The 14,757-nt window shown below is 67.4% G+C and carries 10 protein-coding genes and 1 pseudogene; 8 read left to right on the forward strand and 3 right to left on the reverse strand.

Translation table 11 applies throughout. The features are described 5' to 3' along the window. Nucleotides 1-41: 41 nt before the first annotated feature. Together ilvD and TVH25_RS17215 are read right to left on the reverse strand one after the other, a co-directional pair. Nucleotides 42-1,883, reverse strand: coding sequence for a dihydroxy-acid dehydratase (ilvD, locus tag TVH25_RS17210; protein ID WP_422424956.1), 1,842 nt, complete (start codon nt 1,881-1,883; stop codon nt 42-44). A 101-nt stretch (nt 1,884-1,984) separates the two neighbouring features. Beyond that, complete coding sequence (locus TVH25_RS17215) at nt 1,985-2,509, reverse strand: PH domain-containing protein (protein ID WP_169619641.1); 525 nt, start codon at nt 2,507-2,509, stop codon at nt 1,985-1,987. A gap of 227 nt (nt 2,510-2,736) precedes the next feature. Between TVH25_RS17215 and TVH25_RS17220 the strand changes: the two are divergent. From TVH25_RS17220 to TVH25_RS17245, 6 genes and pseudogenes are all read left to right on the forward strand, one after another. Then, a pseudogene (locus tag TVH25_RS17220) lies at nt 2,737-4,590 on the forward strand (acetolactate synthase large subunit); the annotation flags it as partial. Next, nucleotides 4,587-5,090 carry an acetolactate synthase small subunit gene (gene ilvN, locus TVH25_RS17225; protein WP_169619639.1) on the forward strand — a complete coding sequence of 168 codons (504 nt, stop codon included), beginning with the start codon at nt 4,587-4,589 and terminating at the stop codon, nt 5,088-5,090. The pseudogene TVH25_RS17220 and the gene ilvN, both read left to right, overlap by 4 nt. Nucleotides 5,091-5,126: 36 nt before the next feature. Further along, on the forward strand, nt 5,127-6,140 hold the full coding sequence (gene ilvC, locus TVH25_RS17230) for a ketol-acid reductoisomerase (protein WP_169619638.1): 1,014 nt from the start codon (nt 5,127-5,129) through the stop codon (nt 6,138-6,140). A 160-nt stretch (nt 6,141-6,300) separates the two neighbouring features. Next, complete coding sequence (locus tag TVH25_RS17235; protein WP_422424957.1) at nt 6,301-8,115, forward strand: SulP family inorganic anion transporter; 1,815 nt, start codon at nt 6,301-6,303, stop codon at nt 8,113-8,115. A gap of 213 nt (nt 8,116-8,328) precedes the next feature. Next, the gene (gene serA / locus TVH25_RS17240) at nt 8,329-9,921 is read left to right on the forward strand and encodes a phosphoglycerate dehydrogenase (protein WP_169619636.1); all 1,593 of its coding nucleotides are present in this window, start codon (nt 8,329-8,331) and stop codon (nt 9,919-9,921) included. 107 nt (nt 9,922-10,028) lie between these two features. Further along, nucleotides 10,029-11,039, forward strand: coding sequence for a 3-isopropylmalate dehydrogenase (locus TVH25_RS17245; protein WP_169619635.1), 1,011 nt, complete (start codon nt 10,029-10,031; stop codon nt 11,037-11,039). A gap of 47 nt (nt 11,040-11,086) precedes the next feature. Here TVH25_RS17245 and TVH25_RS17250 read toward each other — a convergent pair whose 3' ends face one another. Continuing rightward, entirely contained in the window at nt 11,087-12,259 is a 1,173-nt protein-coding gene (locus TVH25_RS17250) for an MFS transporter (RefSeq protein WP_422424959.1), read from the reverse strand. Nucleotides 12,260-12,372: 113 nt separating this feature from the next. Between TVH25_RS17250 and TVH25_RS17255 the strand changes: the two genes are divergently transcribed. After that, nucleotides 12,373-13,149 carry a fumarylacetoacetate hydrolase family protein gene (locus TVH25_RS17255; RefSeq protein WP_169619633.1) on the forward strand — a complete coding sequence of 259 codons (777 nt, stop codon included), beginning with the start codon at nt 12,373-12,375 and terminating at the stop codon, nt 13,147-13,149. 82 nt (nt 13,150-13,231) lie between these two features. Continuing rightward, nucleotides 13,232-14,704: a glutamate--tRNA ligase gene (gltX, locus tag TVH25_RS17260; RefSeq protein WP_169619632.1), complete on the forward strand. Its 1,473-nt coding sequence runs from the start codon at nt 13,232-13,234 to the stop codon at nt 14,702-14,704. Nucleotides 14,705-14,757 lie beyond the last annotated feature (53 nt).

A 14,757-nucleotide genomic window follows, 5' to 3' on the forward strand; every position in this document is an offset into this window, starting at 1 on the left:
CATGTGTGCGGCCCCCGCCGTCGTCTCGTTCGTGCCCGTGATCAGGGCACGTAGCGAACCGCGCCCTTGTCGGCGGAGGTGGCCAGCGCGGCATACGCGCGCAGCGCGGTGGTGACTGTGCGCTGACGATCGACCGGCTGCCAGGGCTTCTCCGACGCCTCCATCTTGGCGCGACGGGTGGCGAGTTCCTCGTCGGACACCAGCACCTCGAGCGTGCGGGTCGCGACGTCGATGCGGATCTGGTCACCGGTCTCGACCAGACCGATCGTGCCGCCGGCGGCCGCTTCGGGGGAGATGTGCCCGATCGACAGCCCCGACGTGCCACCGGAGAACCGGCCGTCGGTGATCAGTGCACACACCTTGCCCAGGCCGGCGCCCTTGAGGAAGGCGGTGGGATGCAGCATCTCCTGCATTCCGGGTCCGCCCTTGGGGCCTTCGTAGCGGACGACCATCACGTCGCCGGGCTTGATCCGCTTCTGCAGGATCGCCGAGACCGCTTCCTCCTGGGATTCGACCACGAGCGCAGGCCCCTGGAAGGAGAACAGGTCCTCCTCGATACCCGCGGTCTTGAGGATCGCGCCGTCGAGGGCGACGTTGCCGCGCAGCACGACGAGTCCGCCTTCAACGGTGTACGCATGTTCGACGTCGCGGATGCATCCGCCGGCCGCGTCGGTGTCGAGCGAGGACCACCTGTTGTCGGTGGAGAAGGGCTCGGTGGTGCGCACACCGCCCGGGGCAGCGTGGAACAACTCGAGTGCTTCGTCGGATGCTTTTCCGGAGCGGATGTCCCAGGTGTCGAGCCACTCGTCGAAGCTCTTGGTGTGCACCGTGGACACATCGGTTTCGAGCAGTCCACCGCGGCGCAGTTCGCCGAGCAGTGCGGGGATGCCACCGGCCCGGTGCACGTCTTCCATGTGGTAGTCGGAGTTGGGGGAGACCTTCGACAGGCAGGGCACCTTGCGGCTGATGGCGTCGATCGTGTCGAGGTCGAAGTCGACCTCGCCTTCCTGGGCGGCGGCAAGCGTGTGCAGCACCGTGTTGGTCGACCCGCCCATCGCGACGTCGAGCGCCATCGCGTTGCGGAACGCGGCGGGAGTGGCGATGTTGCGCGGGAGCACGGACTCGTCGCCGTCGCGGTAGTACCGCAGCGCCGCTTCGACGACGGTGGTGCCGGCGCGCTCGAACAGCGCGCGGCGCGCCGCATGGGTCGCCAGGGTCGAGCCGTTGCCCGGAAGGGCCAGGCCGAGAGCTTCGGTGAGGCAGTTCATCGAATTGGCGGTGAACATGCCCGAGCACGATCCGCACGTCGGGCACGCGCTGCGCTCGACCTCGTCGAGGCCCTCTTCGCTGACGGCGTCGTTGGCCGACGCGGAGATCGCGGTGATGAGGTCGGTGGGTGCCTGTGCGACGCCCCCGACGACGACCGCCTTGCCTGCTTCCATCGGCCCACCGGAGACGAACACGGTCGGGATGTTCAGGCGCATCGCGGCATTGAGCATGCCCGGCGTGATCTTGTCGCAGTTCGAGATGCACACCAGCGCGTCGGCGGTGTGTGCGTTGACCATGTATTCCACGGAGTCCGCGATGATTTCGCGGCTCGGCAGCGAGTACAGCATTCCGCCGTGGCCCATCGCGATACCGTCGTCGACCGCGATGGTGTGGAACTCGCGTGCCACGCCGCCGGCTGCCTTGACGGCCTTGGCGACGATCTCGCCGACATCCTTGAGGTGGACGTGGCCGGGAACGAATTGCGTGTACGAGTTCGCGATGGCGACGATCGGCTTGCCGAAGTCGGAATCGGTCAATCCGGTGGCGCGCCACAGTGAGCGCGCGCCGGCTGCATTACGTCCGACGGTGGTGGTGCGTGACCTCAACGGGGGCATGGCTGACTTCCTTGACGGGTTGTGCGCAAGCGGCGGACCGCATCCGGTCGCCGTGGCTGGGGCCTGTTCCGGGTGGCGGCACAGTCGAATTTACTCGTGTGCTATTTCGTCTCGGTATCCGAGTCGGGTTCGCTCACCTCGTCGCGTGTGCCGGATGTCGTGTCGTCCTTCGCCGGTGAGCGTTCGGCAGCGGCCGCTTCGGCTGCGCGCGCGTCGTCGGCGGCTGCGTAGGGGTCGGTGATGCGGCCTCCGCTGGCTTCGGCGAGTTGCGGCAGGCGTCCGAAGGTGACGACCGGCAACGGAACCTCGGAGTCGTCGGTGAGCGTCGCGCGGGCCCAGCCGCGCTTGGGGAAGCGGATGCCCTTCAGGGACTCCCACGGGATCGTCGTGGTGGAGAAGGTCGAGCGAGCGACGACTCCGTCGGGGCCGACGACGGTGCGCACGCGGACCACCCACGCGGCGACGAGGAACGGGATCACGAGGGTCCACGCGAAAGCTTCGGGCCACGCGAGGGCGGGAGAGGCCAGCGCAAGGAACAGAAGCCCGCACGCGAGGAACGACAGGCGCGAAATCTGGATGACCTGCGTCGTCGAATCCGGCATGTGGGATGATGGGGGAGGTGGCACGGGCTGCTGTGAAGATGACACCTCTACATCTTGTCACTGCAGCCGCGGCATCTCACATTCTGGGACAGTAACCACACCAAGTTGACTGTCTCCCCACCACGCGCCTACCGTCAAGCGCGTGAATCAGAATGGGTTGCTCGTAATCGGCCGGGGGGGGGGGGGGGGGGGGGCGGCGGCGCGGGGGGGCCCCCCCCCCCCCCCCCCCGCCCGCCCCCCCCCCGCAGCCCGCCACCCGACGCCAGGTCGCGCCCGAGCGCGTCACCGGCGCACAGTCGGTAGTCCGAGCCCTCGAAGAGCTCGACGTGGATACGGTCTTCGGCATTCCCGGCGGCGCGATCCTCCCTGTCTACGACCCCATTTTCGATTCGAAGCGGGTGCGGCACGTCCTCGTCCGGCACGAGCAGGGCGCGGGCCACGCTGCCACCGGATACGCGCAGGCGACCGGCAAGGTCGGCGTGTGCATGGCGACGTCCGGACCCGGCGCGACCAACCTCGTCACACCGCTCGCGGACGCGCAGATGGACTCCGTGCCGCTCGTCGCGATCACCGGGCAGGTCGGGCGCCCCCTCATCGGTACGGATGCATTCCAGGAAGCCGACATCTCCGGCATCACGATGCCCATCACCAAGCACAACTTCCTGGTCACCGACGGCGCCGACATCCCTCGCGTGCTCGCGGAGGCGTTCTACCTCGCGTCGTCGGGTCGACCCGGTGCGGTCCTCGTCGACATCCCGAAGGACATCCTGCAGGCCCAGACCACCTTCAGCTGGCCACCGGAGATGCACCTGCCCGGCTACCGGCCCGTCACCAAGCCGCACGGCAAGCAGGTCCGCGAGGCGGCACGTCTGATCGCCGATTCGCGTAAGCCGGTGCTCTACGTCGGTGGCGGCGTCATCAAGGCAGAGGCTTCGGCCGAACTGCTCGAACTCGCCGAACTGACCGGGATTCCGGTCGTCACGACGCTCATGGCGCGCGGTGCGTTCCCCGACACCCACACGCTGCACTGCGGCATGCCCGGCATGCACGGCAATGTCGCGGCGGTGGCGGCGTTGCAGAAGAGCGACCTGCTCATCACTCTCGGCGCCCGCTTCGACGACCGTGTCACCGGTCAGCTCGACTCCTTCGCGCCCGACGCGAAGGTGATCCACGCCGACATCGATCCCGCCGAGATCGGCAAGAACCGGCACGCGCACGTCCCGATCGTCGGTGATTGCAAAGAGGTTCTCGTCGAGCTCATCGAGGCGATGCGCGCGCATCTCGCCACCAACACCACGCTCGACTACGCGGCATGGTGGGCGTACCTGGACGACATTCGTCGCACCTACCCGCTGAGCTACGACCGCCCGTCCGACGACTCCCTGTCGCCGCAGTTCGTGATCCAGGCTGTCGGCAAGCTTGCCGGACCGGACGCGATCTACTGCGCGGGCGTGGGGCAGCACCAGATGTGGGCGGCGCAGTTCATCGACTACGAGAAGCCGCGGACGTGGCTCAACTCCGGTGGACTCGGCACGATGGGCTACGCGGTGCCGGCTGCGATGGGCGCCAAGATGGGCCGCCCGGACACCGAGGTGTGGGCCATCGACGGCGACGGCTGCTTCCAGATGACCAACCAGGAACTGGCGACGTGCGCCGTCGAGGGTGTTCCGATCAAGGTTGCCCTGATCAACAACGGCAACCTCGGCATGGTCCGCCAGTGGCAGACGCTGTTCTACGAGCAGCGGTACTCGAACACCGATCTGTCCACGCATTCGCTGCGTATCCCGGACTTCGTGAAGCTCGCCGAGGCGCTCGGTTGCGTCGGTATCCGGGTCGAACGGGAAGAGGACGTCGAGCCTGCGATCCGTCGCGCCCAGGAGATCAACGATCGCCCGGTCGTCATCGACTTCATCGTCGGTAAGGACGCCCAGGTGTGGCCGATGGTCGCCGCCGGTACCGGTAACGACGAGATCATGGCTGCCCGGGACATCCGTCCCTTGTTCGACGAGGACACTGCCGCGGACGACGCCACCGTCGTCGACGCGGTCATCGAACGTGATCAAGCACGCGGCCGTCAGGCTGCAGCCGAGGAGGAAGCCAAGTGAGCACGAGCCACACCCTCAGTGTCCTCGTCGAGGACAAGCCGGGCGTGCTGGCCCGAGTCGCATCGCTGTTCTCGCGGCGCGGCTTCAACATCGAATCGCTTGCGGTCGGTGGCACCGAGATTCCGGAGATCTCGCGTATGACCATCGTCGTCACCGTCGATGCGTTTCCTCTCGAGCAGGTCACCAAGCAGCTCAACAAGCTCGTCAACGTCATCAAGATCGTCGAGCAGGAGGACGAGGCGTCCGTCGCCCGCGAACTTCTGCTCATCAAGGTGCGCGCGGACGCGAGCGTTCGCACCCAGGTCATCGAAACCGTGAATCTCTTCCGCGCCAAGGTGATCGACGTGTCGCCGGAGTCGCTCACGATCGAGGCCACCGGCACCCGGTCCAAGCTGGATGCGCTTCTTCGTATGCTCGAGCCGTACGGGATCCGAGAAATCGTTCAGTCCGGCGTCGTTGCCGTCGGACGCGGTCCCAAGTCCATCACGGCCACCCGTTAGCCTGAACACACCCATTTGCTGAAAGAGGTAGGAACTGTGGCAGTCGAGCTTTTCTACGACGACAATGCCGATCTGTCGATCATCCAGGGCCGCAAGGTCGCTGTGATCGGTTACGGCAGCCAGGGGCACGCACACTCCCTGAGCCTGCGTGATTCCGGTGTCGACGTGCGCATCGGGCTGAAGGAAGGCTCGAAGTCGCGGGCCAAGGCAGAAGAGGCCGGCCTGACCGTCGGTACCCCGGCCGAGGTTTCCGCATGGGCCGACGTCATCATGCTGCTCGCCCCCGACACCGCCCAGGCGTCGATCTTCACGAACGACATCGAGCCGAACCTCGAGGACGGCAACGCGCTGTTCTTCGGCCACGGTCTGAACATCCACTTCGGGCTCATCAAGGCTCCGGAGAACGTCACCGTCGGCATGGTCGCCCCCAAGGGCCCCGGCCACCTGGTGCGTCGTCAGTTCGTCGACGGCAAGGGCGTCCCGGCACTCATCGCGGTCCACCAGGATCCCAAGGGTGAGGGCGAGAGCCTGGCCCTGTCCTACGCGAAGGCGATCGGCGGCACCCGCGCAGGCGTCATCAAGACGACCTTCAAGGAAGAGACCGAGACCGATCTCTTCGGCGAGCAGGCCGTGCTGTGCGGTGGCACCGAGGAACTCGTCAAGACCGGTTTCGACGTCCTCGTCGAGGCGGGCTACTCGCCCGAAATGGCCTACTTCGAGTGCCTCCACGAGCTCAAGCTCATCGTCGACCTCATGTACGAGGGTGGCATCGCCCGCATGAACTACTCGGTGTCCGACACCGCCGAGTTCGGCGGCTACCTCTCGGGTCCGCGCGTCATCGACGCCGGCACCAAGGAGCGCATGAAGGACATCCTCAAGGACATCCAGGACGGCACCTTCGTCAAGCGACTCGTCGCCAACGTCGAGAACGGCAACAAGGAGCTCGAGGGTCTCCGCAAGGAGAACGCCGAGCACGGCATCGAGGTCGTCGGCAAGCAACTGCGCGACCTGATGAGCTGGGTCGATCGTCCGATCACCGAGACTGCATAGTCGTGTCCATTTCGCCACCCCCGGGGGCGGGGGCCCCCCCCCCCCCGGGGGGGGGGCCGCCGCCCCGTCGTTCCGGTGCGGCCCCCGGCGGTCGGTGCGTGCCGAGACGAATATCGTCACGCGCCGGACGCGGACCGCACCGGCGGACCATACTTGCCCAATGTCGCTCTCGGCCGCCGCCAGCCGGATTCCCGGCATCGCCACGGCACGCAGGTACCAGCGCGGATGGCTGCGGACCGACATCACTGCGGGTTTGGTGGTCAGCGCACTGCTCGTGCCCACCGGAATGGGATATGCGGCAGCTGCGGGACTGCCTGCCCACATGGGCATGTACGCCACGATCGTGCCGATGCTGGTGTACGCGCTCGTCGGTCCGTCGCGCATCCTCGTGGTCGTTCCGTCTTCCGCCCTGGCACCGCTGATCGCGGCGGCGGTCGTTCCCCTCGCCGCGGCAGGAGATCCCTCCCGCGCCGTGGCGCTAGCCGGTCTGCTCGCCCTGATAGTCGGAATTCTGCTGTTGTTCAGCGGGATTCTGCGCCTCGGATTCATCACAGAACTGCTGTCCAACCCCATCAGGGTCGGATTTCTCAACGCTATCGCTCTGATCGTGATCGCGAGCGAGGTCCCGCACCTACTCGGTGCGAATACCCGGCCGGCCGACCTTTTCACGAACCTCAGGAATGCTGCGGACGCGGTGCGCGGGGGTGCGCTCGGATCGCTCGCCTTCCTCCTCGGCGGCGCTACCCTGATCCTGATCGTGGTGATGCAGGTGCTGTGGCCACGAGCTCCGGGCATCCTCGTCGGGGTCGTCGTGGCCACCGGGGTGACAGCCGCTTTCGGGCTGGGCGACAAACTCGAGACGGTGGGCGCGCTCCCGTCGGGGCTCCCGGGCCCGGCCCTCGGCGGGCTCGCGTGGAGCGACGTCGCGACCCTGCTCGGCCCCGCTGTCGCGATCGCCATCATCGGTTTCGCCGACACCTCCGTCGTGTCCCGCGCTTTCTCGTCCGAGCGCGGTGAGGACGTGAACGGAAGCTCCGAGATGCGGGCGCTCGGCGTCGCGAACCTCGCGGCCGGTGTCACAGGCGGGTTCCCGGTGTGCGGTAGCGGAAGCCGCACGCCTGTCGTCCAACGCGCGGGCGCGCACACACAACTCGCCGGAGTGGTGGGAGCACTGACGGTCCTTGCCTTCCTCCTGCTCGCACCCGGCGCGACGGGCAACCTTCCGCGCTCTGCGCTCAGCGCCGTCGTCATCGTCGCTGCGAGCGCGCAGTTCAAACTCGCCAAGGTCAGGCATCTGTGGCAGGTGGCCAAGATCGAATTCGGTTTGTGTATAGCGGCATCCGTCGCTGTCATCCTCGCGGGCGTGCTGCGAGGCGTACTGATCGCGATCGCGCTGTCGCTGATGGCGTTGGTGATCCAGGCCTGGCGGCCCCACCGTGCCGAACTCGTCGAAGTCCCCGGAATCGCCGGATATCACGACAGCGCTCGCCATCCCGAAGGCCACCGGATCAGAGGTCTCCTCTTGGCACGGTTCGACGCTCCGCTGTTCTTCGCGAACGGCTCGATTCTCACGGGATACGTGCGCGCACTCGTACAGGAGCGATCCGATCGGGTGGAGTGGGTGGTCCTCGTCGCCCAGCCGATCACCGATCTCGACACGACATCGGTCGAAGAGATCGAGCGGCTCGACGAATACTTGTCCCACAACGGAATTCGATTCGTTTTCGCGGCATTGGAGGGTCAGGAGAGGGACAAGCTCCTGCGCATGCAATCGGCGGACCGTTTCCACCGGGAGCGGTTCTATCCCACGACTCGTGCCGCCGTGATCGCCTTCCGGCACCGGCACGACACCGGTATCACGCAGCGGACAATTCGTGCGCGTCCGGACATTTCGCCGACGGGAACCACCGGACGGAGCGCACGGCGGAGGCCGCGCCCGGTGCCGGGCGCCAGGCATCTGCGGCGGCGACGCTGAGGTACCCGCGACCTCTTTCGACCGGATATCGGTCGGGCTCGAGATCTCGTGGCGGACTCCGGCCCGCTCCGGTGTACCCCGGTGGGCGATCCCGGTGGGTCCGTAGTGGGGGCAGGGGCACTAAACTGTGTGCGGTCGCGGGTGAACGCGCGCCTTCCGACAGGCGTCGGCGCCGCCGACCACCCACACATTCACGACACAGGGAGTCCACACGTGAGCCAGAATGGCCGTCCAGTAGTCCTGATCGCCGACAAGCTTGCGCAATCGACCGTCGATGCGCTCGGTGACGGTGTCGAGGTGCGCTGGGTGGACGGCCCGGACCGCCCGGCGCTGCTCGCAGCCGTGCCCGACGCGCATGCGCTGCTCGTCCGGTCCGCAACGACCGTCGACGCAGAGGTTCTCGCCGCCGCGACCAACCTGAAGATCGTCGGCCGCGCAGGTGTGGGTCTCGACAACGTCGACATCGCCGCTGCCACCGAGCGCGGCGTGATGGTCGTCAACGCTCCGACGTCCAACATCCACTCCGCCGCCGAGCACGCTGTCGCGCTGCTCCTCTCGACCGCGCGCCAGATCCCGGCCGCCGACCGCACGCTGCGCGAGAAGACCTGGAAGCGCTCGAGCTTCAACGGCACCGAAATCCTCGGCAAGACCGTCGGCGTCGTCGGCCTCGGCCGGATCGGTCAGCTCTTCGCGCAGCGCCTCGCCGCGTTCGAGACCGACATCATCGCGTACGACCCCTACCTGCCCGCAGCGCGTGCGGCACAGCTCGGGATCGAACTTGTCGACATCGACGAACTCGTCGCGCGGGCCGACTTCATCTCCGTGCACCTGCCCAAGACCAAGGAAACCGCCGGTCTGCTCAACGCGGAGCGTCTTGCCAAGACCAAGGACGGTGTGATCATCGTCAACGCCGCTCGCGGCGGTCTCATCGACGAAGGCGCACTGTACGACGCGCTCGTCTCCGGCAAGGTCCGCGCCGCGGGGCTCGACGTCTTCAACTCCGAGCCGTGCACCGATTCGCCGCTGTTCGATCTCGACAACGTGGTCGTCACCCCCCACCTCGGGGCATCCACCTCCGAGGCCCAGGACCGGGCGGGCACCGACGTCGCGAAGAGCGTGCTGCTCGCACTCGCCGGTGAGTTCGTGCCGGACGCCGTGAACGTCTCCGGTGGCCCGGTCGGCGAAGAGGTCGCGCCGTGGCTGGAACTGGTCCGCAAGCTCGGCCTGCTCGCCGGCACCCTCTCGCCCGAGGCAGTCCAGAACGTCCAGGTCGTCGCGAGCGGCGAACTCTCGTCCGAGAACGTCGAGATCCTCGGACTCGCTGCGCTGCGAGGCCTGTTCTCGGCCAGCAGCGACGAGCCCGTCACCTTCGTCAACGCACCGCAGCTCGCCGAGCAGCGCGGCGTGACCGTCGAGGTCGAGAAGGTCAGCGAGGCGCAGACCCACCGCAGTGCCGTCGAGGTGCGCGCCGTGGCCGCCGACGGTCACGTCACGCAGGTCGCGGGTGCGCTCACCGGCCTGCAGCAGGTCGAGAAGATCGTCAACATCAACGGACGCAGCTTCGACCTGCGTGCCGAGGGCCACAACTTCATCGTGCACTACCAGGATCGCCCGGGTGTCCTCGGAACACTCGGCACCGTTCTCGGTAACGCCGGTATCGACATCCAGGCCGCCGCACTGAGCCAGGATGCCGAAGGCCCGGGCGCGACCGTCATCCTGCGCGTGAACCGCGTCGTGGGTGACGCCGAGGTCGCGCAGATCGTCGAGCAGCTCGACGCACGCGTCGCGCAGGTCGACCTGTCCTGATCGTTTCCGGGGCGGCTCGGGGCGCCCGGGGGCCCTGCTTGGCCGGGGGCCCACGACGGTCCCCGCAGGGTCGCGGCCACCGTCGCACAGGAAGTGAGCACCAACCCATGAAACTCGCAGTCATCCCCGGTGACGGAATCGGTGTCGAGGTCACAGCCGAGGCGCTGAAGGTGTTGCGCGCCTTGGTCCCGGACCTCGAGACCACCGAATACGACCTCGGCGCAAAGCGATACAACGCCACCGGTGAACTGCTGCCGGACGCGGATCTCGAGGCGATCCGTGAACACGACGCAATCCTGCTCGGCGCCATCGGGGATCCCTCGGTCAAGCCCGGCGTGCTCGAGCGTGGCCTGTTGCTCAACATGCGGTTCGCTCTCGACCACCACGTGAACCTGCGTCCTTCGCGGCTGCATCCGGGTTCGGTGTCGCCGCTGGCGAAGAACCCCGACATCGACTTCGTGGTCGTGCGTGAAGGCACCGAGGGCCCGTACACGGGCAACGGCGGAGCGATCCGGGTCGGCACACCGCACGAGATCGCCACCGAGGTGTCGATCAACACCTGGTTCGGCGCGGAGCGCGTCGTGCGGTACGCGTTCGCGCTGGCGCAGACCCGTCGTAAGCACCTCACGCTCATCCACAAGACCAACGTGCTGTCGAACGCGGGCGCGATCTGGACCCGCGCGATCGAGACCGTGGGCCGCGAGTACCCCGACGTCGAGACCGCCTACTGCCACATCGACGCGGCGACGATCTACATGGTCGACGATCCGTCGCGGTTCGATGTGATCGTCACCGACAATCTGTTCGGCGACATCATCACGGACCTGGCGGGTGCGGTCACCGGCGGTATCGGTTTGGCGGCCAGCGGCAACATCGACGCCTCCGGCACGAATCCGTCGATGTTCGAACCGGTACACGGCTCGGCTCCCGACATCGCGGGCAAGGGCATCGCGGACCCGACGGCGGCGATCTTGTCGACTGCGTTGCTGCTGCGTCATCTCGGGCGCGACGAGGATGCCGCCCGCGTGGAGCAGGCCGTGGAAGCGGATCTCGCGTCGCGGGGATCGGGACCGATCGTCACGACCGAGGTCGGCGACCGTATCGCCGCAGCACTCTGACGCGGTGCTGGTTCCGGTTGCCTCGGTAGCCGGAACCAGCACGCCGGTCAGCTTTTCGGAATCACCGGTGCGGCGGCTGCCGGTGCGACCGCTGCCATCGCGAATGCCGCCGGGAACCCGACCACAGCGATGAGCGCGCCGAACACCGGCCCCACCGCAGCCGCCGCGACGAATTGCCCGGTGTTCTGGACGCCGAGCGCTCGTCCTCCCCAGTACGGCCCCGCGATCTCCGCAACGGCCGTGAACGCCAGCCCGTTCGGGGCCGAGGTCAGCACCGAGGCGACGAGCAGGACGACGACCGCTGCCACCGACCCGGACAGGGATGTCGCGGCCAGTGCGACCATCGCCAGGACCACCGATACGGCGACGAGTCGCATCGGACCCAGTCTGCTGCCCACCCGGTCGGACCAGCTCCCGGCGGCGACACGGCCGAGAGCGGCAAGGATCTGGGCCACCGTGATCAGCAGACCGGCACCGGTTTCGTCCCATGCTCGATCGGTGATCAGCCACACGAGTGAATAGGTCCACACGACGTACTGCGGCACCACCAGCAGGATCGAAGCCGCGTGGATGCGCGCGAGAGTCCACGAACTCCGGTACGGATTCGCGAGCATTCCCGTGCGTTGCGCCTCCGCTCGGTCGGGCCGGGGCGGGTCCAGGATCCCGAGCACGCATGCGAGTGCCGCGATTCCGCAGGCGAGGGCCGGAAAGGCCAGTGCCCAGGCAACGCCGTGGTGCGCCGCGACAGGGGGAATGACGAGTGCTCCCGCTGCGACGCCGAGCGGCACCGACATCTGACGGATTCCCATTGCCAGTCCGCGTTGGCGGGGCGCGAACCACCCGACGACGACGCGCCCGCTCGCGGCGTTCGCGCTGACGGCGCCGGCGCCGGCGAGCACGAGCAGTATGCCCAGCGCGGGAATCGAGGTGGTGAGCGTAGCTGCGGCCGTTGCCGCCGACGCGAGTCCCAGTCCGGCCGTCAACGCGAACCGCTCGCCGAATCGATCCGAGATCGCGCCCCACATCACGAGAGTGAAGACGCCGCCGAACAGTGGTGCGCCCGCAAGGGTTCCGGCCTGCGCGAGCGACAGCCCCGCCTCGGTATGGAGCGAGGGGATGAGGAACGCCACTCCGTTGACGATCGTGGCTTGCGCCGCCTGTGCCAGCACGCCGACGGCCAGGATGAGCCAGCGCCGTGCCCCGATTTCTCCCGCGTCCATCGTTTCCCACTATCTAGGATAATGATCCCGTATCTTGAAATTGTGGGCTCACTTTATACGGCGGCCGACGCCGCGTCGATCGGAGGTGGCGACCGCCCCGTTAGACTTCCCGCATGCGCCTTGGTCGAATTGCCAGTCCGGACGGTGTCGCTTTCGTCAGCATCGAGGGGGAGGGGGATTCCGCGACCGCGAAGGAGATCGCCGAGCATCCCTTCGGTACACCCACCTTCACCGGGCGTAGCTGGCCGCTCGCCGATGTCCGGTTGCTCGCTCCCATCCTCGCCAGCAAGGTGATTGCCGTCGGCCGCAATTACGCTGCGCACGCCGCGGAATCGGGGAACGAGGTACCCGAGGAGCCGGTGATCTTCCTCAAGCCGAACACCTCGATCGTCGGGCCGGGTGCCCCGATCGTCATTCCTCGCAATGCTTCTGTCGTGCACCACGAGGCCGAGCTGGCCGTCGTGATCGGCAGGCCGTGCAAGGACGTACCGGCGGCGAAGGCGCGTGAGGCGATCCTCGGATACACCGTCGCGAACGACGTCTCGGCCCGCGACCACCAGGCGGCCGACGGACAGTGGACGCGAGCCAAGGGGCACGACACGTTCTGCCCGCTGGGGCCGTGGATCGAGACCGACCTCGACCCCTCGGATCTCGAGATCACGGCGGAGGTCGACGGGCAGCAGCGTCAGCGGAGCCGGACTTCTCTGATGGTCCACGACATTCCGAAGCTCATCGAATGGGTGTCGGCGGTCATGACCCTGCTTCCGGGCGACGTCATTCTCACCGGCACCCCCGAGGGCGTCGGACCGATCGTCCCGGGCGACACCGTTTCCGTCACCGTCGAGAAGATCGGAACACTGACCAATCCGGTCGTCGCCAAGGGTGCCTGACCGGGCGGTCTCCGCTTCCCGGGCGGCGGTCAGGGGATAGCCTGGGAGGGTCTCCCCGTCGATCCTCAACCCTGAGCGAGTCATGACCAGCAGCGAAGTACGTGTCCGTTTCTGTCCGTCCCCGACCGGAACCCCGCACGTGGGTCTCGTGCGTACCGCCCTGTTCAACTGGGCCTTCGCGCGTCACCACGGCGGCACGTTCGTGTTCCGCATCGAAGACACCGACGCTGCCCGGGACAGCGAGGAGTCGTACCAGGCGATCCTCGACGCGTTGCGCTGGCTGGGCCTCGAATGGGACGAGGGCCCGGAGGTCGGCGGACCGTACAAGCCGTACCGCCAGTCGGAGCGTCGTGGACTCCACATCGGCGTCGTGGAGAAACTGCTCGAGGCCGGCGAGGCCTACGAGTCGTTCTCGACCGCGGAGGAAGTCGAGGAGCGCCACAAGGCGGCGGGACGCGACCCCAAGCTCGGCTACGACAATTACGATCGCGACCTGACACCCGAGCAGCGGCAGGCTTTCCTCGACGAGGGACGCAAGGCTGTCGTGCGGCTGCGGATGCCCGACGAGGACCTCACATGGCACGATCTCGTCCGCGGTGAGACGACGTTCAAGGCAGGCAGCGTTCCCGATTTCGCGCTCACCCGCGGTAACGGCATCCCGCTGTACACGCTCGTCAATCCCGTGGACGACGCGCTCATGAAGATCACCCACGTTCTGCGCGGCGAAGACCTGTTGTCGTCCACGCCTCGTCAGCTCGCCCTGTACGCCGCGCTGCAGCGCATCGGGGTAGCCGACTTCACGCCCGAGTTCGGGCACCTTCCGTTCGTCATGGGCCAGGGAAACAAGAAGCTCTCCAAGCGCGATCCCGAGTCCAACCTCTTCCTCCATCGCGACCGCGGTTTCATCCCGGAGGGATTGCTGAACTACCTCGCGCTGCTCGGCTGGGGACTGGCCGACGACCGCGACATCTTCTCTCTCGACGAGATGGTCGCGGCCTTCGATATCGGCAAGGTCAATTCGAACCCGGCGCGGTTCGACCAGAAGAAGGCCGACGCGATCAATGCCGAGCACATCCGGATGCTCGAGCCGGCGGACTTCTCGAACCGTCTGAAGTCGTTCCTCGTCGAGCACGGTCATCTCGCGGCCGACGTGGACGACACGGTGTTCAGGAAGGCCGCCGATCTCGTCCAGACGCGCATCGTGGTGCTCTCCGACGCGTGGGATCTGCTGAAGTTCCTCTTCGTCGACGAATCGGACTTCGTTCTGGACGAGGCGGCTGCCGCGAAGAACCTCAAGGAGGAGGCGGCACCGGTCCTCGACGCCGCGCTCACCGCGTTGGACGGTCTGGGCGACTGGTCCACCGAGGCGATCGAGGAGGCCCTCAAAACGGCCCTCATCGACGATCTCGGACTCAAGCCGCGCAAGGCGTTCGCGCCCGTGCGGGTGGCCGTCACGGGCTCGCACATCAGCCCGCCGCTCTACGAGTCGATGGAGTTGCTCGGACGCGAGCGCACCCTGGACCGCATGCGCGCGGCTCGGGCCGTCGTCGGCTGATCGGCGCCACCACCGATCGGCCGGCACAGACGGGGGGGGGCCGGGCGGGCGCG

This window comes from Rhodococcus sp. 7Tela_A2, from assembly GCF_049311045.1.
Classification (GTDB): Bacteria; Actinomycetota; Actinomycetes; order Mycobacteriales; family Mycobacteriaceae; genus Rhodococcus.

Excerpts from the sequence above, each read along its gene's own strand:
- ilvD (WP_422424956.1), bottom strand. The coding sequence starts at position 1,883 with ATGCCCCCGTTGAGGTCACGCACCACCACCGTCGGACGTAATGCAGCC.
- TVH25_RS17235 (WP_422424957.1), top strand. The coding sequence starts at position 6,301 with ATGTCGCTCTCGGCCGCCGCCAGCCGGATTCCCGGCATCGCCACGGCA.
- TVH25_RS17245 (WP_169619635.1), top strand. The coding sequence starts at position 10,029 with ATGAAACTCGCAGTCATCCCCGGTGACGGAATCGGTGTCGAGGTCACA.
- TVH25_RS17250 (WP_422424959.1), bottom strand. The coding sequence starts at position 12,259 with ATGGACGCGGGAGAAATCGGGGCACGGCGCTGGCTCATCCTGGCCGTC.
- TVH25_RS17255 (WP_169619633.1), top strand. The coding sequence starts at position 12,373 with ATGCGCCTTGGTCGAATTGCCAGTCCGGACGGTGTCGCTTTCGTCAGC.
- gltX (WP_169619632.1), top strand. The coding sequence starts at position 13,232 with ATGACCAGCAGCGAAGTACGTGTCCGTTTCTGTCCGTCCCCGACCGGA.